22 protein-coding genes are annotated in these 22,692 nt (G+C 46.3%); 16 read left to right on the forward strand and 6 right to left on the reverse strand.

Going from position 1 to position 22,692, the window contains the following annotated elements; all coding sequences use genetic code 11:
- Positions 1–6 precede the first annotated feature (6 nt).
- Positions 7–741 carry a macro domain-containing protein gene (locus OEY58_01600; GenBank protein MDH5324139.1) on the reverse strand — a complete coding sequence of 245 codons (735 nt, stop codon included), beginning with the start codon at positions 739–741 and terminating at the stop codon, positions 7–9.
- A 224-nt stretch (positions 742–965) separates the two neighbouring features.
- On the opposite strand from OEY58_01600, the gene OEY58_01605 reads away from it, so the two are divergent.
- Positions 966–2,516 carry an EAL domain-containing protein gene (locus OEY58_01605; GenBank protein ID MDH5324140.1) on the forward strand — a complete coding sequence of 517 codons (1,551 nt, stop codon included), beginning with the start codon at positions 966–968 and terminating at the stop codon, positions 2,514–2,516.
- A gap of 13 nt (positions 2,517–2,529) precedes the next feature.
- Here OEY58_01605 and OEY58_01610 read toward each other — a convergent pair whose 3' ends face one another.
- The 3 genes from OEY58_01610 to OEY58_01620 all read right to left on the reverse strand — a co-directional run bounded on the left by OEY58_01610 (position 2,530) and on the right by OEY58_01620 (position 6,467).
- Positions 2,530–3,774 (reverse strand): McrC family protein, encoded by a 1,245-nt coding sequence (locus tag OEY58_01610; GenBank protein ID MDH5324141.1) that lies wholly within the window; start codon positions 3,772–3,774, stop codon positions 2,530–2,532.
- A gap of 21 nt (positions 3,775–3,795) precedes the next feature.
- Positions 3,796–6,087: a DUF3578 domain-containing protein gene (locus OEY58_01615; GenBank protein ID MDH5324142.1), complete on the reverse strand. Its 2,292-nt coding sequence runs from the start codon at positions 6,085–6,087 to the stop codon at positions 3,796–3,798.
- A 176-nt stretch (positions 6,088–6,263) separates the two neighbouring features.
- On the reverse strand, positions 6,264–6,467 hold the full coding sequence (locus tag OEY58_01620) for a cold-shock protein (GenBank protein ID MDH5324143.1): 204 nt from the start codon (positions 6,465–6,467) through the stop codon (positions 6,264–6,266).
- A 505-nt stretch (positions 6,468–6,972) separates the two neighbouring features.
- Here OEY58_01620 and OEY58_01625 point away from each other — a divergent pair.
- Genes OEY58_01625 through OEY58_01640 form a run of 4 tightly spaced genes read left to right on the forward strand, consistent with a single transcriptional unit; the run spans position 6,973 to position 9,711 of the window.
- The gene (locus tag OEY58_01625; GenBank protein MDH5324144.1) at positions 6,973–7,578 is read left to right on the forward strand and encodes an EF-hand domain-containing protein; all 606 of its coding nucleotides are present in this window, start codon (positions 6,973–6,975) and stop codon (positions 7,576–7,578) included.
- A gap of 20 nt (positions 7,579–7,598) precedes the next feature.
- Positions 7,599–8,210 carry a sigma-70 family RNA polymerase sigma factor gene (locus tag OEY58_01630; GenBank protein ID MDH5324145.1) on the forward strand — a complete coding sequence of 204 codons (612 nt, stop codon included), beginning with the start codon at positions 7,599–7,601 and terminating at the stop codon, positions 8,208–8,210.
- The gene (locus tag OEY58_01635; GenBank protein MDH5324146.1) at positions 8,207–8,767 is read left to right on the forward strand and encodes a hypothetical protein; all 561 of its coding nucleotides are present in this window, start codon (positions 8,207–8,209) and stop codon (positions 8,765–8,767) included. Before OEY58_01630 ends, OEY58_01635 begins: the two co-directional genes overlap by 4 nt.
- On the forward strand, positions 8,764–9,711 hold the full coding sequence (locus OEY58_01640) for a hypothetical protein (GenBank protein ID MDH5324147.1): 948 nt from the start codon (positions 8,764–8,766) through the stop codon (positions 9,709–9,711). The genes OEY58_01635 and OEY58_01640 overlap by 4 nt, the downstream gene beginning before the upstream one ends.
- A gap of 75 nt (positions 9,712–9,786) precedes the next feature.
- Here OEY58_01640 and OEY58_01645 read toward each other — a convergent pair whose 3' ends face one another.
- Entirely contained in the window at positions 9,787–11,361 is a 1,575-nt protein-coding gene (locus OEY58_01645; protein MDH5324148.1) for an alkaline phosphatase D family protein, read from the reverse strand.
- A gap of 406 nt (positions 11,362–11,767) precedes the next feature.
- On the opposite strand from OEY58_01645, the gene OEY58_01650 reads away from it, so the two are divergent.
- Together OEY58_01650 and OEY58_01655 are read left to right on the forward strand one after the other, a co-directional pair.
- Complete coding sequence (locus OEY58_01650) at positions 11,768–12,160, forward strand: DUF6455 family protein (protein ID MDH5324149.1); 393 nt, start codon at positions 11,768–11,770, stop codon at positions 12,158–12,160.
- 62 nt (positions 12,161–12,222) lie between these two features.
- Entirely contained in the window at positions 12,223–12,648 is a 426-nt protein-coding gene (locus OEY58_01655; GenBank protein ID MDH5324150.1) for a DUF3592 domain-containing protein, read from the forward strand.
- Here the strand turns inward: OEY58_01655 and OEY58_01660 are convergent.
- Complete coding sequence (locus OEY58_01660) at positions 12,641–13,105, reverse strand: hypothetical protein (protein MDH5324151.1); 465 nt, start codon at positions 13,103–13,105, stop codon at positions 12,641–12,643. The genes OEY58_01655 and OEY58_01660 overlap by 8 nt on opposite strands.
- A gap of 212 nt (positions 13,106–13,317) precedes the next feature.
- Here OEY58_01660 and OEY58_01665 point away from each other — a divergent pair, with 212 nt between their 5' ends.
- The 9 genes from OEY58_01665 to OEY58_01705 all read left to right on the forward strand — a co-directional run bounded on the left by OEY58_01665 (position 13,318) and on the right by OEY58_01705 (position 22,488).
- Entirely contained in the window at positions 13,318–13,692 is a 375-nt protein-coding gene (locus OEY58_01665; GenBank protein MDH5324152.1) for a hypothetical protein, read from the forward strand.
- Positions 13,693–13,798: 106 nt separating this feature from the next.
- A complete protein-coding gene (locus OEY58_01670; protein ID MDH5324153.1) occupies positions 13,799–14,716 on the forward strand; it encodes a hypothetical protein in 918 nt (305 codons plus the stop codon).
- A 181-nt stretch (positions 14,717–14,897) separates the two neighbouring features.
- Positions 14,898–15,296 carry a hypothetical protein gene (locus OEY58_01675; protein MDH5324154.1) on the forward strand — a complete coding sequence of 133 codons (399 nt, stop codon included), beginning with the start codon at positions 14,898–14,900 and terminating at the stop codon, positions 15,294–15,296.
- Positions 15,293–15,802: a hypothetical protein gene (locus tag OEY58_01680; GenBank protein MDH5324155.1), complete on the forward strand. Its 510-nt coding sequence runs from the start codon at positions 15,293–15,295 to the stop codon at positions 15,800–15,802. Before OEY58_01675 ends, OEY58_01680 begins: the two co-directional genes overlap by 4 nt.
- Positions 15,799–18,162, forward strand: a complete 2,364-nt coding sequence (locus OEY58_01685; GenBank protein ID MDH5324156.1) for a helicase-related protein — start codon at positions 15,799–15,801, stop codon at positions 18,160–18,162. Before OEY58_01680 ends, OEY58_01685 begins: the two co-directional genes overlap by 4 nt.
- 603 nt (positions 18,163–18,765) lie before the next feature.
- Positions 18,766–19,662, forward strand: a complete 897-nt coding sequence (locus OEY58_01690) for a restriction endonuclease (protein ID MDH5324157.1) — start codon at positions 18,766–18,768, stop codon at positions 19,660–19,662.
- Between the two features lie 142 nt (positions 19,663–19,804).
- Positions 19,805–20,383: a zinc ribbon domain-containing protein gene (locus tag OEY58_01695; protein ID MDH5324158.1), complete on the forward strand. Its 579-nt coding sequence runs from the start codon at positions 19,805–19,807 to the stop codon at positions 20,381–20,383.
- Positions 20,384–21,223: 840 nt separating this feature from the next.
- Positions 21,224–21,937 carry a hypothetical protein gene (locus tag OEY58_01700; GenBank protein ID MDH5324159.1) on the forward strand — a complete coding sequence of 238 codons (714 nt, stop codon included), beginning with the start codon at positions 21,224–21,226 and terminating at the stop codon, positions 21,935–21,937.
- Between the two features lie 182 nt (positions 21,938–22,119).
- Positions 22,120–22,488: a hypothetical protein gene (locus OEY58_01705; protein ID MDH5324160.1), complete on the forward strand. Its 369-nt coding sequence runs from the start codon at positions 22,120–22,122 to the stop codon at positions 22,486–22,488.
- The last annotated feature ends 204 nt before the right edge of the window (positions 22,489–22,692 follow it).

Here is a 22,692-nt window from a genome sequence, read left to right on the forward strand (position 1 = left end):
CTCTGTTTATTTAAACCAATCGGAGAATTCATCATTATCCAAACCGGTAATATCATCATCGTTCAGTTCCAACTCCCCCACTTCCACGTCCTCAATAGAACCTTCTGCAGTGTTGTGAGAACCGGGTGCAGCAATCCCAGCAACCGGCAACCCTGCCAAAGAGGCAAATGGACCGGCGTTTTCTGCTTTAACACTGGAAATAAAGGCTTCAAAACAGGCATCACGTACATAAATAGAAACGCGTTCAACCAAACTGTCCATACGGGCATCCCAGAATCGGAGAATAGCCCTAATCATTGCCTGAGAACTCAAGCCGGCGGGAATTTCTCGCCCACCAGTGCCCAATGCGGGAAAGGCAATAGTGGCCCAATTGTTCGCCTCACACAATAACAGGCTGTTGGTCACTGCCTGTTCTATGTCACGACGCTCATCACCACTACCCATGGTAGGGCTGATAGCGTGAATCAATCCCTTGAACGGTAAATACCCCGCGCTGGTAAAAGTGGCCATACCTGACAAAAATTCACCATACTCCCGTATCAGTTGCTGCAGCTCCACTTGAATCCCGATACCGGCCGCCTCTGATACGACCGCGGCTATTCCGCGATCAGAAGCTAAATCGCCCTGGTTGGAACATACAATCACATCAGATTGGGCGCTTAACAAATCCCCCACTTGAATTACCAGTTCCCGGTCTGCATAACTAAAGGTACAGCTTTGTGTTTCCAACGCTATCTCCATTGATTTACCGCTAAACCCTATCGCCAGAATCCAGCAAGCTCCGCTTAACTGTAATCTTTAACCCGAATAAATCAACATTGAACCGCTTCAAAGCGGATTCTACTGACTCACCTCTTATAATTATCGAATATAAACTTTTTCCAAACCCTAATAACGTAAAGCAAAAGAATCGCTCTGACGGGTCGATAGGTATTGAGTCCCAGTAACAACCATTCCACATACGCATGAGTCACAGACCCTATATTGAACCAAGCATTCGCGTAATCGCCGGTATTTTGGTAATACTCGCCGGCGCCATTGCTGTGTTGCGTCCGGAATGGCAATTGCCGGCGCTGGGATTCTTGATTGTTTTGGGTGTGAGTCTATTTCAATCGGGATTTACAGGGTTTTGCCTGACAGGAAAATTGCTGCAAAGCCTTGGATTTCGAAGCGAAATGGCACAAATACGCGCCATGGCAATTCATGACCCTCTCACCAAACTACCCAACCGAAACTTAATGGAGGACCGCGTACGACTGGCCCTGACTCGAGCCTTACGCAGTGATGAGAAAGTCGGTTTAATGATTATCGATCTGGACGCCTTTAAACATGTGAATGATGTGTACAGCCACAAGGTTGGGGATCAGCTTCTGGTCACGATGGCAAAAACCATCAAAGAAAATATTCGCTCATACGATACCTTATGCCGCTGGGGCGGAGATGAATTCGCTTTGTTACTCCCGGACCTGAAGTCCGCAGCTGAAATACATTATATCGGCAATAAAATCCTGCAGGCAGCAGCAGAAAACAGAGTACCGGAACAGGATGTCAACACCACTTTAAGTATTGGTGCCGCGGTATTTCCTGACGACGCAGTGACTCAAGACACTTTGTTCATGCAAGCGGATAAAGCGCTGCATTATGCCAAAAGAAACGGACGCAACAACATACAAATTTTTCATGCCCTTCCGGAAGCGCAATCCGGTATTCTAAATATTGACCTAACCGCGCGACTCTCGGCAGCCGTACACAACCATAGTTTTAAGGTTTATTTCCAACCCGTTATCGACGCAAAAACCAATCAGGTCTGTCAAATCGAGGCTCTGGCTCGCTGGTACGATCATACCCACGGCTGGATTGACCCAAGCCTGTTTGTACCCATGGCTGAAAATATCGGCTTGATGGAAGACCTGGGTCTGCAAATTATCACCTCTGCGGTGGAATTCTATAAAGACCAGGACTGGAGCCAAAAAGTAAAACTGTCGGTAAACTTATCCGCCAGGGAATTTTTTTCTCGTCCTTTTAAACAAGGACTCAGGCAAATTATCCGCAGCCATAACCTGTTGGCGGAACAATTGATCATCGAAATCACCGATGCAGACTGTCTGGATACCAACAATGCCAAAGAGATTATTACTCAATTGCACACAGAGGGTTTCAACGTCGTATTGGATAATTTCGGTACCGGTTTTTCGCCCATGTCACTGTTGCAGGAATTGGATGTTGAGGCTTTGAAAATTGATCGTGCCTTCATCAGCCAGATAACCAAGCATACTCCGGCCAAACAAGGTGAGGCCATGGTGAAAACCATGATCGAACTGGGCAGAGCCATGCAATTGAAAGTAACCGCAAAAGGTGTCGAAGACAGTCAAACCGCAGATCGCCTGCTCGAGTTAGGGGTGGATTATTTGCAGGGATACTATTTCTCTCCCCCTCTTCCCGGCGATGAATGCAAAGAGTTTGTCGAAAACAATTTCAGCCTCAACGCCCTGGACTCCATCAGCGCAGCTGACTAAGTGGTAGATAGTTTCAGTACAATAGTTCCTCAAAGTACTGGCACTCCAGTTCGTCGGCGGCCACATCGACATACATGACAACCACATCCACCTCGGCACCCTTAACACAAATATTGAAGCTATCTGCCCCTGTTTGCGAACCGGACGGATAAATCAGGAACACTCTTTTCACGCCATAGCCCACCGCATATGCCAGTAGCGGCGCCACGTCCTGCTCCGGTATGTGGGTCCAACGTTTACCGGAGCGCACCCGGTCCCACTGCAGATTAATCAATGACAGCAAACTCCCTTGCTTATTGGAGACAAATACATCCGGTTGCAATGGTACATGCTCCCGACTGCCCATCGAATCCTGTGCTAAAAATTTCTTAGGTCCTTTAAACTTGAACTCCAGAAGGTTTCCCAAACGACTGTTGCGCAGACGGGAAGTCATCGTTTCCTTGAACAAGGAATGCATATGGAAGGCAAAACACAGTGATTTCAGAGAACCACTGCGCGCATCCACCCGACTATGAGACAATAGTCTGCGGCAATGCGCAAAAAGCGTTTCATAACGGCTTGAGTGTCTATCAAAATTCAGGTTTTGCCACGGAATAGACTCTAAAGGTTGGTTGGAAACTGCAGAAAAAACACGCAATAGCTCGGTGACTTTGCGCCGTATTCGCCCCGCCACCGCCAAATGCAGAAACAAAGTTAACATCTGTTTTAACAGCTGATTATAGGCATTATCCACGCTAAGCTCGTCGAACTCACAAACCGACATACCGGACGAGTGGCCGCTTTGCAATTGCTTATCCAGCAACAAGCGCCCTTTCAGCAGCTTCAGCTCGCCGTGATGACTCACATATGAGCGAATCATGCCTTTGCGAATCTGGTACTGTAGATCCTCACAAAACTGGAAAATATACCGATCAAAAAAACTCAGGCTATGCAACCCGGCTGGCCGGTACACCGGCGATTGGGAGGGGTAGTAACCCGCCGCTCGCAGCATCTTTATCGTAACGTCTCTGGAAATTTGCTGTGAAATTTTGTCTCCGGCCAACTGCGGTAAAACTTCCACCGCACAACCCTCAAAATAGAAGAACCCGCAGCGATTGAACGATAAGCGATTAAAACCCCAGTGAACGGCCTCAGCCGGAAAAAGGTGTTCATGTACCAACAGGGCCTGCGCATGATGCGTGGATAAGGTTTTTTTACCGGCTATGGGTCGGTCCTGCACCAGGATAGTTTCACCTTCACGTACCTGCAAACTGTGCATTTGGGTGCTTAATGCTTCAAATTAAATACTGTAGATTTTCCGAATAGCAGCGGGACTGAAATCCTGCTCCCGAACCACCCAGTATTCGATTTGATCATCATAATCATTGTAATCCGCACCCAATGCTTCCTGCTCCCTGACGACTGCGTGGCAAACAATTTGCGGTTCAATTTTTTCACCGTCTGCATCCACATCTCTAAATACCAACTGCAAACGGTGCCAGTCGTCATAAAAGTACTCCTGCAGCAACGGCAGGATCTGAGTCAAAAACACCTGTTTCAAATCAGCAAACGTTTTCACATCGGTAAAATACGCCTGCCCCAACATCTGATCGCGATGTAAAAGAAACCGCAGCCGCTTGTTCAGCGCGTTCAACAAAGTGCGCAAATCAATCTCGCCACCTTCCCCGTCGTCTATCGCACCACTGCCATCACCACCTCGAATCACCGAAGAATCCGGAATCATTTCCAAAAAATTGAATCGACGTCGCAATGCTGAGTCCAGCAAAGCGATAGATCTATCCGCAGTGTTCATGGTGCCGATGATGTCCACATTTTTCGGTACGCTGAATTTTTCTCCGGAGTATGGTAACGCCACTTCCAATCCAGCGGACAAACTGCCATCTGCAGCATAAACTGCCCGCTTGTCCTGCTCTATAAGAGTAATCAATTCACCCAGAATCTTAACCACATTGCCCCGATTGATTTCATCAATCAAAACAGCATAACGGTGAGCCGGATCATGACGGGCTCTGCGACAAACGTCCTTGAACACACCATCCTTAACTTCGTATTGCACCCCATTGCTGCCGCTGGTTGGACGAATCCCTTCCACGAAATCTTCATAACTATACGACTGATGAAAAGTCACCAGTGCATAGCGTTTATGAGCCCCGTCCTCATAATCCTTAAGATACTGCGTTGTTAGTGCGTGGGTTTTACCGGTGCCGGGCGGTCCGTAAATTATCAGATTTTGAGCGTCCGCAATGTCCTCAGGTGCCACCCAAGAATCCATAGGTCCGTGACTCGATAGGTTGCGAACCACTTGAACTACCGAACTTGATGCCACCGGTACAGATTCGCCGAGTCCATCAGAGTCTGCATGCGACATCAGCGATGCCCGTGATGCCTGCAGTGCATCCCATATTCCGGGGTTCGCGGAGCGGGCCGATGCGGCTGCCTGCATAGGCTCCTGCAACACCAGATCCACCTCAGTTTCCGGCTCAGCCGAATCAACCGGCACCTGAGGCTCAATGGAAACATCCGCACCAAGATCGAACTGAGAATCGGCGGTGATCGCGGCCGACTCCACCATTGGTTCCGTTTCCGGCTGTGGCTCTTGTAATGTAAAACCAGGATCTTCCTGCAAAGAGCCTTTGTTGTCGCTTAGCGCGAGTGAAACTGGCTCCGGCTCCTCACGCCCAATAGTGTCGAGTATTTCCGGTTCTACTGCGGATACCTCTGGTACCTCTGGTACCTCTGATACCTCTGATACCTCTGATACCTCTGATACCTCTGATACCTCTGATACCTTTGATACCTCGGCTAATATTTCTTGCGGGGATGGCTCAGCTAACACCAACTCCTCTTTTTCCGCGAGGGACTCAAAATCCATTTCCGGGGTTGAGGATAGCTCCCCATCACCATACCCATCCTGGGCGTCCGATTCCGCCTCAGCTAAATCTGATGACTCCTCCACTGGTGCAACAACCGGTTTTTGCTGCAAATACGCGTCATAACATTTCAGTACGGCATCCAGATCTTTTAAAATTTGCAGATCAATAGGCACCTGATTTTTTTCGTAAAATTTGTACGCAATTGTGGATGCCGCAAAATCATCGGCAACCGAAATGTCTTTACTAACAACAATATTGCCGTCCACCTCAAATCCATAATTTTGTAACAATTCGCAATCATGCCGTAATCGGGCGGCATTTTCTGCAAGCAAATCCCTGCCGTACGCCTTGCCTTTTTTCTCAATCATGGTTGCCAGACCCTGATTTAGGGTTAAATACGCCCCCGACATATCTTCAGCCAACAACAGAAATACAAACACCCCCTCTCGGATGGTATGGGTTTCTCTCTCGTCTCGGAAGAGTATGCCCGGAACACGGGCCCATTCTTGTTCGCCAATGTATTTTTCCACATGTAAAGTAGCTCGACTTTTTACCGGGAGTTTGTCCCGAAACAAGCCTTCAACCGCTTCAAACAACCAACTGAGGCGATTGTCCTCATGAAATGGCTCTCTGGAAATATCTGTTTTGTAGGAATCCAGAATTTCCTCTAAGCCCTGTTGGACGAACCTGATTTTCACGCAAAACCTCGTGTAGTACCAAAATAAAGAAAAGGGAAATAAAGCAATGCACTGGAATGTGCAAAAGTTATACCGAGATGAAAAACAGAAAGAAATCTGGAAAAAGGAGGATGGTAAGACTAGGTAAAGCTGAGGATCGGGCCGGTAAGTGAACACTTACCGGCCACCAGGAATTCTCAGCCGGGTATGACTTTGGAAGCCTGCGGTCCTTTAGGACCAACCTCAACTTCATAGGTTACCGCTTGCCCTTCCGTAACCGTTTTAAAACCAGTGCCTTCAATCGCGGAAAAGTGCAAAAACACATCAGCGCCCCCGTCAGATGGAGCAATAAAACCGAAACCCTTGGCTTCGTTAAACCATTTAACTGTACCAGTTGCCATGAAAACTATCCTCAAAAAAATTTTAATTTATTAAAATTGCAGAACTTGGGAAATAACCAGGAGATACCGGACGGAACTGCTGAAAAGACCTTTAGCACTTGCAATTTGGATTAACTATAAAACCAACCTGAATTGGAAATACACAACTATAATAATTACTTCCGTGGCTGATGTCTATATCAGAAGGCTTCTCGCTCGCTGAACACTCCATGGCGCTTTGCTACGGGTGTACTTGCTGAAAGCGCTGCAGGCCGGTGCTGCGCGTGCGGTGCTGAAAAGTTTACACAAATCGGCAAATCAACCAACACTTGACTTCAGGACCCACAATACAAGCTATTTTTCTTGATCAATCATAGACTTATACCCTAAGCTATGAACTCAAAACCCGGTATTGTGGTAATTTTTCACATTTAAAAATACCACCCCACACGACGGATGCAGACGGCAGCAGCGTTTTTAATAGCAAAGGAAAACGTGCTTACACTTACAGATAAGGGTTTACATTGTGAAAAAACATATACTTACCATTTTCGTGGCCACAGCTTTGGGAGCCGTTCTACCAGCCCAAGCGGGCTCCGGCCAAGGAAGATTTATGCATTTTTTCGATTCCAACCAGGACAACGTGGTTACTTTGGACGAATTCAATGCTGCAGCTATCAAACGTTTTCAACAAATGGACGAAAACAGCGACGGTGTGGTCACCACCTTGGAATTCCGTAACCATATGAGCGATCGCCGCGCGGAAATGCGAACCCATCGCTTTAAAGAAATGGACACCGATACCAGTCACACACTGTCCAAATCGGAGTTTGTGGAGTTCCAGCGGCAACGGGCGGAAAAACGTTTTCAACGCATGGATATCAACGGTGACGGGGAGTTGAGCAAGGAGGAATTTGCCCAGGCCAAGCATCGCAAAAAACACTTTGGCGGCAAAAACCCACGTAACTTTCTGTTTCAGAAACTGGATTTGAACGGCAACGGCGAGATCACCGCAGAGGAAAGTTTACGCGCCTGGACCGACTGGTTCAAACGAATCGACGCCAACAGCGATCAACTCGTGACCGCGGAGGAAGTTAAAAACTACCGCGCCAATAAATGGAAAGTAAAATAATGTCTGCAAGGTCCCTACTTATGACTTCGCCAACCCATTTACCGCAAGCCGAGGAAGCACCCGTGCTGAAAATAAATCCCTGGGCAAATGCCGATGATAAACATCTTATGGAGACAATTGCCCAGGGTAATCAGGCTGCATTTACCGAATTTACCCGGCGTTACCTGGACAAAATCGTCAGTTTTGCTTTCGGCCATATGGGCAAAAAAGCCGATGCCGAGGATGTAGCCCAGGAGGCTTTTATCAAAGTTTGGCAAAAAGCCTCCAGTTGGCGTGATATGAATATTCCGCCGCATTACTGGCTCTACCGGGTCACGTATAACCTGTGTATCGACAAACTGAGAAAACGCAAACCGGAAATCTCCCTGGAAAGCGACCACTATCAAGTTGACAACTTTGCACCGGAACAGGAATTGGCGCAATCGCAAAAAATGGCGAAAATTCAACAAGCACTGCAAACTTTGCCGGAGAGACAACGCAGCGCCATCATGTTTTGCGCCTACCATGGATTTTCTAACCGCGAAGCTGCAAAAATTCTGGAAACCAGTGTCGAAGCCCTGGAATCATTGTTGGCACGAGCCAGGCGCAGTTTACGACCAATCCTTTTGGAATCAGAAGGTACCAGCTTATGAAATCGAAAATGAACACAGAACGAGTGACACAACTACTGGCCAGCTACGGCTCCCATTCGGAACATTGGCCCGAAACCGAACGTGACGCGGCCCTGGAGCTTATCCAACAATCCAGCGGACTGAAATCCCAATGGTTGCAAGCGCAACAACTGGACCAGGCGATGGGTATTTTGCCGATTCAGGCACAAAACAGCGTTGCAGAGGCCGAACACGGTGAGTTGTTATCAAGAATAATGGACAATCTGCCGCCACAAGATAAGCCCCGCGTGCAATCCGCCAGGACGGAATCCACCGTCACCAATCTGGAGACCGGTAAAAAGCCGTGGCACAGCAGCCTGGTTTTCAAAGGCATGATGGCCGCGAGTTTGGCGCTGATTGTGACAGCACTTATTACCTTTAATCCGGAGACATCGACAACAGGTAATACAGAACTGGCACAAAATTCCTTAGACCAATGGTTCTGGGAAGAAATCACCGTCGACGCAAACCAACACAGTGAAACCGCCATCGACCTGATGGCTATGATTGATTTAGAACAATTGGAGGACTTCCAATGATACATAAACGCCCCCAAACCATCGCAGCTTTACTGCTTGCTACATCCTTGGCCCTGTTTGGCAGCACTGCTTGGGCCCATTCCTCGCACAAACATGACCGGGGTGCTGACCGCTTTGACAATGGTCGAGGCGATCACCACTACTACTACTATCCTGAACACGGTGTCTATTTTGATGTAGACCGGGGTTTGTACTTTTATTTCAGCTCCGGCCGCTGGCTGAGTTCACGCGTACTACCCTGGCATATTACTTTATATAAAGATGAACGCTTGGCCTTGCATTTGGATACCAAACGGCCGTATCGCCATAACAAACGCCATCAACAATGGTATCCCAAAACAATGTTTTGGGACCGGGACTATGACCAGGACCAACACCGCCGCAGACACGCCCGCGACCACCACCGGGAGCGTGATCACGCCAGGGATCATCGTAACCGTGACCGCAAACACGCCAGGGATCATCGCGACCGTGACCGCAAACATGCCAGAGATCGTCGGCACGATGATGATCGAGGCCACTCCCGCGATCATCGTCGCGACGACCGCGCCAGGGATCATCGCCGTGACAATGACCGGGGCCATCCCCGCGACCATCGTCGCGACGACCATGCCAGAGATCATCGGCACGATGATGACCGAGGCCACTCCCGCAATCATCGTCGCGACGACCATGCCAGAGATCATCGCCGTGACGATGACCGAGGCCACTCCCGCGATCATCGTCGCGACGACCATGCCAGGGATCATCGCCAAGATACCCGACAAGTCAAAAAACATCGGCACACACATACCGACTCCGGTTCAGCATCTGTCACCACTACCGTGACAGTCCCGGTGCCGCCAAAGGTAACTATTAAAGTACCCAGTCCCAAGGAGGTAAGAGAAGATTTGAAAAATATTCCAACCCCCAAAGAGGTGCTGGACAAATTACTGGACCGCTAAACCAGATTAAAAAACCCGCCGGATGGCGGGTTTTTTTTAATCTCAATATTCTTATCACTTGGAGTTTATCAACCGTTAGTAATAATTCCGGGTCCCCAATCCCTGCTTATCGAACGCAAGAATCTTCTTTTCCTCTACCTCACTCTCGGAATTCAGGCTATCCAACCGCCCCACCACCGCATAGCGTTCCGGTTCCTGTATGGGTTGGGTATTTAGGGTAATGACATGATCTTCCAGCTTGACCCCGTCACTGGAGTAAAACTCGATTTGTAATGTATCTTCCACTACTGAGAGATAAGCAAAGTTACTTTCGCGTTGCACCTTGCTCATACCGCCACCATAGGTCTTGCGTTCCAGCGCCAATTCATTCCGCGGAAATCCGCGAACTTCTTCCCACAAAAAGTCCTGGTTATCCAGGCCTTTGGCAAGGCGGTTAAAGGAGGACGAAACAACACTATACATGCTGTATTGTGACTTTGGAAAAACGGCTTTGGCCACAAAGGAACAATGCACCCCTCCGGACAAGAAAATGACATCTTTAACCTCACCGGTTTTTTGCTTTTCCTCAATAAACTGTAACAATTGCTTGCGCTGATTAGGAAAGGCCGTCCACTTATCCGCCGGCACCCCGAATGGGGGACGAGTATCCGGGAACACCGGTACAGAACTGACAATAAACTTTTTCCGTCCGGGATCGCGTAATAAAAATTCCTGTACGCACTCCAATTGTTGTTTGGAAATCATGCAATGGGGTTCCCTACGCTCAGTGCGCACATCCATCACAAAAAAATCACATTGGCCGTGGTTAAACTCGTACCAAAATGGAATTTCCCCATATCCTTTTTCGCCATAGATGCTCAAACCAATCTCCGGCGCATCAGCTACGCTGCTATCCTCCTTAATGACCGGACTCATATTGGATTGGTAGCTCTGGTAAGCCAAAATAGCTTTGCTGAACAGGCTCATATGAAACCCTTTTTCTGCGGTTTCATATTTACCAATGGACCACTGTCGTTGAATATCATGATCATTGAAAATCATGTAGGCGGGCAGTTTTTTAAGAACCCGCGAAAAATGGGGCGAGGAAAAAGCCTGGCGATATTTCTTAAAGTAAGCTTCTATCTCTGAGGGTGGTCCATTGCCTTTAAAATCTGCAAACACTTGTCCACCGGTCATCAGGATAAAACCCGGTTTAATCGAGTTAGCGCGCATCATTGCATCCATACTGGCAAAAGCGGCATCGCTGTTACCGGAGAACCACCCGCCCGGATGACGACTGGAGCCCATAAGAAACGCGGTCTCTTCGGTAGTCGAACCGGATTTCGGAAACGTCTTAATGTACATCTCAGAGTCCGCAGGCCACTTAAGCTCCAAGTCGGGCACGGACAGCTGTTCAATGGAAGCATTCCTCACGATCCCCATCTGAATGATATAGGTTTCATTGGCTTCCAGTTCCAAATCAACAACACCCGTATTGTCGAATCGACGTTTCAAAGGAAAAGCATGCACATGCACCCGCGTATGTTCCGACTGCTTGTAACGGATAACCCCCACACCTTCACCTTTGGCCCGGCACCAAAACCGGTATTTCGTATCAGAAATAGCGCAAAAGTAAGGACCAATTTGCGGTAAACTAACCTTGTAAGACATCGAAAACTCTCCAGATTCAACAAAACAGTCGACAAAATCTCGTCTGACATTCTTGCAAGCATGGGGCCAGCCACCGGACGTTTTTAAACTAACCCATCCGGGTTCTGCATAAGTAGAAACTTTTGCAAGCTAAACAGGGGGTTGAGAACATTACGTTGCAGCGTCTACAGCTCCATTATCACCGTAGCATCGTCCCTATTTACCTGGACCATTCACAGGGTGTGCCTGGATTTTAAGACCGGCTTTGGAGACTGAAATTCGGCACCAAGGTCGGACTTGCGTCACAAACCCGAACAAAGCCGGGGGTAAGGAACTCCCGCTCTGAACCCACACAGACCTAAAGACTTTTATAACATTATCCGCTAATATAGTTAGAGAGTGCTGCTTTGCAGCAAAGGCGAAAAAAATGTTGACCAGTATACTTTACTATACCTTGTTAACCGCCCTGGCATGCCTGATAGTGCTTGCATGTCGCCAAGGTTGTCGACGCCTTAAAACTATTTCTGACAATAACCCTCAGTTGCAACATACCGTAAAAAACCTCCGCCTTTTCAAAATGCTGCAATTTATAGGCGCCGATTTCCATACCTATTTAAATCGTCTGCCAGAGGAGGAAATACAACTCCACGTACAACGCTGCAAGGCCTGCCCCAACCTGGAATCCTGTGATCACTGTCTACGTGACGGACACCCACCCAAAGACATGTCCTTCTGTCCCAACTATCCACGATTGATAGAACTAAGTCGAAAACTGGGTCCGGATGACCGGTCAAACCCAAAGTATTTCAACAGGTTTTAACAATTCGCTGCTATTAAGGAATATAATGGACCGCCAGATCAGGTGGTTGTGGAGTGTTCACCATGAATCCTTATTCCATTATTTTGACGCTATTTATCGTCTTTGGCGTCGCCGCTTCCGCATGGGGCTGGATTATTATTAGCCGAAGTCGCCGCAGCCTCCAATGGCCCTATGCGCTGGGACAGATTACCGAGAGCCGAGAACAATCCGAGCATGACGCTCTACTGCCGCATGTTACTTATACCTACAGCGTTAACGGTACTCCATATGAAGGTAGACTGGAGTTCCCGGTAGATTTGACACCGACTCAAGAATTCAGTCGCTCTATCGCCGAGAAATACCCCCTTTCCAAAGCCGTCACCGTATATTACAACCCGGAGTTTCCGCAGCAATCCACCTTACAACCCGGCTTGGCTCAGGGCGATTGGCTTGTACTTGCATTAGGACTGGGCTCGGTGCTTGTGGGTGTGGTTTTAATGTTCATCTAGTAAGCGGAACACTCTGCGCATCATACTCAAATAGACCTTTAGCGGCATTCCATTTCAAATCTGTCTTATGACGGCATAACCACTCATGAAAACCGGCTCTGTCTCCAACTGGGTCCAAACCGGCCGGAAGTGGCAACAACACATTTATCACATATTCCAACTGCCGCGTATGCCCACTTTGAGGCATACGTTCCACGATATCCTCAACAACATCCAATCGGCCATAAGTCAACAACCCCACCGCAAAAATAAACAAACCATTGCGCACCCCCGATACAGAACGCGGCGCTTCGCCTTCCAAACCGGCTTGTGCCAATGCCTGCTTATCTGCTTCATAACACCGATCTAAATAGCGGTAGAATTGCTCATCCACATCAACGGATTCATCCGGGCTAAAATGAACACATAATTCTTGTACGATTTCCCGGTAAAACTCGCCTGGACATTGGTGGCGCATACCTTAAACCCCTATTTACAATCGCGTTGTGACACTTTTCAGTTCAACACAGTATTCATATAATGCCAATAGTGAAGCAAAGCTTCCTTACAGTATAATAAATATCCCGAACTTGTACCTGACGAGAACTACTTGTGCTGCCAAAAATTGTTTTAATCAGTTTTACACTATCTCTTCCCCTTCTGTTCCTGTACTTTTTGGAACCACACATCGTGGAAGAAGAAACACGCAGCAGCCAATCCGCCATATCTATAGATGCCATTTACAGCGGCACAGAAACATGCCTCACGTTGCATAGATTGCAGAACAAACAACCGGGCACAGCGATACACCCCGCTTACCCGCAACCCATGGCCCGCCCTGAAACCAAGGAGATAACCAACAATACCCGTATCCGTCTGCAAGGTTACCCCTACCAAAAAATCAGCAGCAATTTACTCAGCAACAAGAAAATACATTCCTACTCACCTCGCTTTGACGTAATCGCCTGGGAAATAATTGATGAAAACCCTCAGAAAAAACAAAGCTCGTACAACAGCAGCGACCATGCTCCCGCACAATTTCAGCGACAAAATAGCTGCAAGTAAATTAGCTGCAAGTTCAGTAGAACTATATTAAGGAATACCAGATTTGCTCTGGATCAATGCGAATGAATAGCTGTACGCCCAGAATTACAGAGTGAGGGCTAATACCATGACCATAAGGCAAACTGCATCCACTTTTCTCAATCCGACGCTTGTACGGGAGAACTCAGTGTCCGCCCAGCTGCAAGCTCTTTCTTCCGTAACCCCAAAAAGTGACGTCGAGGCGACCGCAAAAACTTCCCAAACCAGCTTGCTAACCGACTTTAACACCGTGGAAAAACGCCAGATCGGTGTCAACACTGCCTTCTCCGTGCAATCTGCCGCTACCACCGCACAAACCCTGACAACGGCGTTACAACAACAATCCATTCAGGAAGACCAAGTAAAGTCTTTGACTACAACCAACAACAGAGACAAACTTGTCAACGCGGTCAAATATGGCGTGGACAGCTGGCGATTGCAGGCACACTTTGCCAATATCCAAATCATGGGTCAAACAGCTATTGGTGTACCCGGCTGTTTACAAGGACCGGATCTCAAACCGTGGATCACACAGGCTCCCGGCATTTACAACAGCAGCGGTATGTTTAAAACACTGGCCAACGCCGTGGCCGACGCGGTTTCCGCTTCATTTAAACAATGGCAAGACACTGTTACGGTACCGGGATTACCTTGGTATCCAATGTTCGTCGCCGTAGCCGCACCTTTCGCCCCGCCCACACCCAATATACCCATGCCACTCATTGTGTGCGTTTCCCAGAACTTCTCTAAACTGGCATCCCCATCAACATTGGAATCGGCCATATACGCTAAACTTCCGGCTGAATTTAAGATCGCGGAAATGAATTTGTTTATTTACAACCTGGCAGTGCATTTAATGAATTACTTTGTTTCCTGGATGTCAAGTCAAAATGTCATGATGGTGATGGGTATGGGGCCCGTGCCCACGTTCAATCCCCCTTACGTGCCCGTTGGTTCGGTTCTCAATGGCTACGTCATTCCCTCACCGGGACACTTAGCTTCTTAACCCACGCATTTCACCCCGCCATTTGCTTGCCCAAACCAATTAGTGGTAATGTAGGCAAAATCCGGCAAAGAGTTTTTTTACCTTCAGAGTTTTCTCAATGCGTACGAATAATTCACCCAAAAAATTTGTGTTGAACAATATGTCGCAACTACCGTTTTATTGCCTCCTCGCATTACTGCTTATGGCTACATCCTACAGCGATACCTCTTATGCTAACCAACTGAAACCCTTCACTTCAGACGGCTGCAGTGTTTTCCCTGACGGCACAATAACCCAAAAAGATTTGTGGCTGGCTTGTTGTACAGAACACGACAAAGCCTACTGGCAAGGCGGCACCTATGAGGAACGCGTAACTGCCGATGAGGCGTTAAAAAACTGTGTAGCATCCTTAGGACAAACATTCATTTCAACCATCATGCGCGAAGGCGTTCGCGTTGGCGGCAGCCCCCGTTGGCCCACGAAATTTCGTTGGGGCTACGGTTGGATTGAAAACCGCGGATACCAGGCCTTGACAGAAGACGAAAAAAAGCAAGCAAAAGAATTGTTGAAAAACTCAAAACCGCCCGCCAAACAAAAATGAACGGAACACCTCAAGAGTACAAGGAGCATTACGAAGACGGCGCATTAAAAGTCAAAGGCCAATTGTTAAACGGCACCAAAACCGGAGTGTGGAGCTTTTACAAAAAAAGCGGACGCAAAGTCATGGAAGCCCATTTCAGTAACGACGGTGAAGCCTTGTTTAATTTCTATTTTGATCAACGAGGCAGCATGATTGAACAAGGTCATGTGGTAGTCCCCCATACCAACGGTCAAGTAGCCGAAGAAGGCCTGGTTAAAAATTGCTTAAAACAGGGCCTATGGATCTACTACGATAAAGAAGGTCACAAACGTATCGAAGGAGAGCACAAAAACGGCCTGAAACACGGCCTTTGGCTGTACTACGACATCAATGGCAAACTGGAATGCCAGGGCAACTGCCGAAAAAACCAATGGCACGGCACGGTCACTTTTTACCATCGAGATGGCACCGTAAAAAAACAGTTGCAATACCATGACGGGAAAATCCAATCGCCGACCGAAGCATGAGCAACACCCTTCCCATTGAGCAAATCAAAGATCGGTTCACACAGGCCCTCGACCTTGGACATGTAGTGGTGCAATCCCCCACCGGCAGCGGCAAATCGACCCACCTTCCACTGTGGTGTATGCAAAAGGGTAGAGTCCTGGTGATTGAGCCTCGGCGACTGGCTTGCCGTTCCCTTGCCCGTTACGTCGCCCAGATACATAACAGCGAACTCGGCCAAAGCATCGGCTACGCGGTTCGTTTCGATCAGCAATACGGTAAAAACTCACAGCTCGTTTTTGTCACGCCAGGCATAGCCCTACGCTGGTTCGCCCAAGACAAGCTCATTGAATTCTCGTGTATCATCCTGGATGAATTTCATGAACGCCGCTGGGACACCGACTTGTTGGCTGCACTGCTTAAACGTCATATCCAAAAAAATGACATGCGTCGAATTGTTATCACTTCAGCCACCGTGGATGGGTCCCGGTTGGCACAATACTTAGACGCACAATTATTAACATCACAAGGCCGCACTTACCCCGTCGACGTTCGCTACAGCGAGCAAAGAGACCTGCCACGCCTGAAACACTTGGAAAACCGCATCACTGCCTGTCTAGTTGAGCTGTTAGCCGCTCAACCCGAAGGTGACGTGCTGGTGTTTCTACCCGGTAAAGGTGAAATTCAATCGGTGATAGCTACACTTGGGAACAACCCGGATTTGAAACAGCAATCGATAGAACTCATACCACTGCACGCCGGAGTCGACAGCAAAACTCAAGATAAGGCGTTAACTCCGGGGAAACAGCGCCGAATCATCCTGGCCACCAACGTGGCCGAAACCTCATTGACCATCCCCGGGGTGCGCATTGTGATTGATAGCGGCCTGGAGCGACGCACCCACCACCGCAACGCGCGCACTGTACTGGGCCTGCACCAAATCTCCCAAGCGGCAGCAGATCAACGCAGCGGCCGAGCCGGTCGCACCGCGCCCGGGCTGTGTGTGCGCCTGTGGGGACAACAGGCGCGACTGGAACCTTATACTCCGCCGGAAACCAGCAGAGAAGAACTTACAGAATTAATTTTGGCCGCTGCAGCCGGAGGCAACCCGGTACAACAACTGCAATTTCCCGACCCTTTGCCCGATCACGCGGTACAACGGGCGCTGGACTTACTCAAGGACATGCAAGCTCTCAACGATACCGGACTTTTAACAGAACATGGTAAACGCCTGTTCCCCTTACCTCTGGACCCCCTCTTCTCCCACCTAATCACTGCAATGCCAAACAATGCTCTACGTGCGGCAATGATAGACCTATCTGCCGCACTGAGCGCTGACCGAAACTTGCTCCCTCCCTTGCAACAAGAACATCAACACAAATCGCTCAAGCAGTGGCAACCGTTGAATTGTGATATGTGTACCCTTATAGCCATTATGCGCAACAAAGTTCCGGAAAACATTCCCCTAAACCAAAAAGCCGTGAAAGAAGCACGACAAATCGCAACACAAACACGCAACGCCTTGCAACTGGGAAGCGACAACCCGGAATTTTCTCGTCAAGAGCTGTTAGCAGCTATTATTCAAGCAACACCAGAGCTGGTTTATATACGCCGAGACAAGCGCCGCAACGCCCTGGGCAACGGCTTCAGTGAAGTGGAAATAGGCATGGAATCGCGCTTTAGCGAAGATGACGAAGCCGCTGTCGTATTGGACCAGCATCACGCCCCTGGCAAGGGAACCAAAAAAACCATCAACCGCGCAACTGTTATGGCCCCGGTAACTTTTCAATTTTTGGCCAAACTTAATGTTGGCGACAAGCAATACGCCCAACCTCAGTGGATGGAACACCGTGTATTCACACTGCAGCAGCGCATCTACGCCGGAAGAATAATCCATGAGGAACTCATCGAAGCCAACGGACAAACCGCCAGAGACGCACTTGCGGATCTAATTGTTCAAAAACGCTTACGTCGCCGCTTAAGCCAAACCCTACAAGAAGATATTGATGCCTGGAACCTCTATATTCACCTTAACGATAAGACAGAACGCCCGGTTGACCCTCGAATGTGGTTGAGCCGGCGGCTACAACAACTGGGCGTAGAATCCGGCACCGACATGGAACTGATAGAAGACCATGACCTGAAATTCAGCGGTATCCCCGACTGGGAACGGGAAGAATTCGATCGCAAATACCCACGCCAAGTCAGCCTATCCAACCTCACCATGACCGCGGAATACGAACCGCGCAAAAAAATCGTCACTTTAGTCAAGATTAATGGCACCCGCAAAACAGCACCACAACAGAAAGAACTCCCCCTTTGGGGCGGCTGGGCAATCGTGTTTCGCGATGGTAGTCGTGTATTACAAATTAAAGAACGGTAATCGCCTATATCACTAATTCCCTTTACCCGAGACACACCATTCCCTAACTCAAAATCCCGTCTGCAGCAAGACAAGCAGTGCTTTTATGTGCAGCTTTTTGTCTAAAAAGAATAAGCCTGACTGTTGCAGTATTTTTCAGAATTGCAATACTGACAATATTTCTCCACCGCACCTTTCACCTTTTGTTAATCTATTGTTTTTACGGCGCAATTTTCACACCTCTACCAACCCTACTGCCAATTCCGCAATGTGTTGAAAAAGGGCATATTAAACACAGGTAATAAAAAGTAAAATACAGCAGTTCAATATGCACAATGACACCAAACCCAAAACTGATCGACTAACAACCAAACTTTGTGGACCAATTGATCAAATTACTGGAAGGTGCCACAGAACTGTGCTAAACATAAAGACCATAAACAATTGTTTCTTGGAGATTTACAAATGATCTCAGTAAATACGGTAAGTTGCACAGGGGTGTGCTCAAGAAATGATCGCGTGATTGTGTATATTGACAAAAATAATAAAAGGTATAATTACGTGGACTGTCGAAAACTCTGTTATGTCTATATGAAGGATACACACTAATTGGCGCTAGGTCATATGAAAACTGAACTACCAAAATTTCACGAAACATTTATACCGATATTGGATATTCTGTCTACAGGCGAAGTCATGCATTATAACGAGCTTCGAAAGCGCGTAAGAGATAAGTTTTACTCACATCTTCCAGAAGAGGTTTTGTCTCAAAAAACACAGTCCGGAGATTTATTAATTCTAAATAGAATTGGTTGGGGTAAAGCATATTTAAAGGAAGGTAACTTCTTAATTCAACCAGAACGGGCTATGGTAAAAATAACTGAAAAAGGCATGGCTACATTAAAAAACGGAGTTCTCACGCTAAAACAGTTAAAGAACGACCCGGACTATGTGGAATGCCAGAAAAACAAAGATAAAAACAAACCTGTTTCAGTTGATGAACAGCAACTAGAAAATGCAACTCCCCAAGACTTAATAGACCAAGGATTTTCAATAATTGAAAACGAAATAAAATCAGAGCTTTTAGAAAAATTCAAAGCTATTGACCCTTACTATTTTGAAAAAGTAATTTTAATTTTATTAAAAAAAATGGGTTATGGAGATTTTGTCGAAACAAAAAAGTCTGGAGATGGAGGAATTGATGGAATTATAAATCAAGATCAACTAGGACTTGAAAAAATATTCATTCAGGCTAAACGCTATTCTGAGAATAAAGTGAGAGAAAAAGAAATAAGAAACTTTATTGGCGCAATGAGCGGCGATACAACAAAAGGAGTTTTTGTTACAACTTCATCGTTCGATGAGTCTGCGGTAAAAAAAGCTAAAGAAGCTCACCATAAAATAATTCTAATTGATGGCAAAAAACTCGTAAATTTAATGTATCAATTTGGGGTTGGTGTACAAACCGCAAATATATATGAAATAAAAGAAATAGATAATGATTTTTTTGAAGAAAATTAAAGACATAACAAGGACCATTAACAGCAGACCGTCAAAAGCGGCACTTGTTTTTGCATTTCGCTTCGCTACATTTTTGCAAAAGCAAGCGCCCCTTTTACCGTCTGGTTATGGGCGACGTTAGTTTTTTTAAGGATACGTGTATATGATTTTCGGAACAATTACGGGCTCTACTAAAGACTTGGGTCCAGTTTTGCCTATAGTCTGCCCCAATTGCAGCAATAATTCACCATGGCATTTGTATGAGAACACCTATTGGTTCACTATATATTTTGTTCCCTTGATTCCATATGATAAATTTCATCGTTTGCTTTGCCCGGTTTGTAGCAAAGGAATTATTTTGGATAAAAAGGAAACAAAAAGCGCGTTCAAACTAAAAGAAACCCTATTTAATTTGCAAAGCAAATATACTTCTGAATCAAAAATAAGAGAAGCGATTCGTACATCCGGTTTGCTGCCGCGAGCTGAGTCAATTGTTCCTAAGAATGTCAATATTGACCCAGGAGCAGAATGGAACGAATTAAACGAAAAATTATTTGAAGCAATCGAGCTTAGCAACTATAGGTCTAAAGAAGCGTTAGATAAAATCCAACAAATTCTAGTATGTGGTGTAAATATTAATGCACGCAATAAGAATAACAAAACAGTATTGGGAGTAGCAAAATATTTTGAAGCACCTTTGGCCGTTTTGAACGCGATTGTTATTGCGGGCGGTACTGAATAAGAATGATTAACAAGCTACTATGTGCCATAAACTGAAAACAAGTGACAGTGTATACAATGTTTTCTAACACATCCCTGCACGCGGACACATTGAAGCAGCGCACTTTTTGTGGTGTATACCACAAAAAGTGCGCTGCTTCAATGTGCCGGTGAGGGCTCTCGTTAGAAAAAGTGCTCGCTGTTAGTGGTTAAGAAAAAAGTTGTGGGCTATTAGTAGGTAGGAGCAGTTGAAGCGGTTCAGGCTATTGGGATATAAAATATGGGCGTGAAAATATGAAATATTTGTATTTGATTGTAGTAGTTCTTGCTTTGATTTCGTCGGTTGGCTGTGCAGCACGAGGCGAGGTGGGAGCTGCTTGGGATAACTTTAGGCATTGCGGGAGTTATGAAACGGGGAGCAATGACCATTTATATTGTTTAGAAACGATGCGGGATAGATAAAGTTAAGTGAAACTTTCGGTTCCGCGATGGTGGATTCTATAAAGAGTATTTGATGCATTAAGTGCATCGACTTCGAAACACATTTTTGATCGGTGATAGAGTCATGGGGCAGTTCTCTTCACACCAAGAAAGGCATACGGAATTACTTGGCGGAGTGAGTAGAGATTCTCGCAGTAAAGAGGTTTCAAAAACATTATTGATTGGTGGTAGAGTCATGGGATATATCTCTTTCCACCTAGAAAAACATTCGTATTCTCTTGGTAAAGTTAAATGGAATTCTGGTAGTAAAGTACTACTGTTATTAAAACCTTTTAGGTAAGCTGAGCATGAAGAAATATTCTATAAATAAAGTGATTTCTAACCATCAATTCCACTCGGACATACCTCCGCGGCGCACTTTTTGTGCAGAATCGCACAAAAAGTCCGCCGCTACGGTATGCCGGTGAATTGTGCGTTATTGCAGATGAGTAACAGAGTAATTTTTGTTATCTTTGCTGTGGTATGTTGCTTAATTGCCATGGATGCAAACGCTAGAAGTGCTAGACGTGATTTTGTCGGAGAGCCTATACACAATTTTGAATTAAAGACTTTGGCAGAAAATAGCACCTTTCTATCCAAAGATAGAGTTGGAGATGTTTGGGTGATAGTAGCTTGGAGCTCATGGGTGAAAAAAACAGAAGGTTGGAATGAGCACTGGAAACTACTATTAGAAATGAAAGAATATAGAAATAGGTTATATGGGTTAAATTATAAAGACGAAAAGAATAAAGCGATTCAATATCTGAGTGATTATGGTGACCCATTTACCGCGACACTGTTTGATCGAACTGGGAGAGTTGGTATAGATCTGCAAGTATATGGAATACCCGAATTATTGATTATTGCAAACGACGGAACACTTGCGTATAGACACATTGGTTATTTAGATAGAAGCGAAATTCAAACTCTAACAAAATACATTGATAAAGCAATTAGAGGCGAAAGCATAAAAACTGAAGTGAAATCAAGGAAAGGCATTATGCTAATTTTAGTTGTAGTGGTTGTCCTGCTTACTCTATCAAGTGCTTTTGTCAGATTTTATAGGAAGAAGAAAAAAGCAGAAATATCTACATAAGGTAATCTAAAATGTTTTTTTATAACAAGCCCCTGCACTCGGACGCATTTCCGCGGCGCACTTTTTGTGGTAGATACCACAAAAAGCACCCCACTCCAATGCGCCGGTGAGGAAGTCGTTATGTTTGAGATATGAATAGAGTTCTTTATTCTTGCCTTTTGTGTTTCTGCCCAAGTTATTTATTGGCGGGTGAATTGACCTATTTTGGTTCAATAAGTTATCAATCACAATTAAAATTGAATATAAGTGGGGGTGTTGGCTATGTAATTAGATCTACCCCATCACTTGAAGAGCCATTGTTAGGGCAATTCTATTTTTTTGATATGAGTATTGGAAAAAACGGCGAAAAAATAACATTAGGTTATGGAGAAACTGCTTGTTGTATAGGAAACCTTCGCTATGGATTTAGCTACCTAAAAATTGACGAAGTAGATTATATTGGTGCAGAAGTTATTTTTTCACCGTTGGAGTTATATTTTAGCGCGGGCATATATGGTAATGTCGATTCGGGAAACAGTAAAATAACGTTGGGCGCAGGTATTGGATGGTAATGATGAATAACAATAGCTTAAACCCGGACCATTTTTTCGCTGCACCTTTTTTGTTTCGTTGCACTCTAACAAAAAAGGTGCAGCGAAAAAATGCCCGGTTAAGCTGTCGTTAGTAAGGCGCTGAAAGATCGCATGGGCTAGTTCCGTGCAGCGATGGGGGTTCCAGAGGTTGACTGATGGAGCCCCAATAATGCGAATTCTGTA

It is taken from the genome of Gammaproteobacteria bacterium (assembly GCA_029882975.1).
Classification (GTDB): Bacteria; Pseudomonadota; Gammaproteobacteria; order SZUA-152; family SZUA-152; genus JAJDNG01.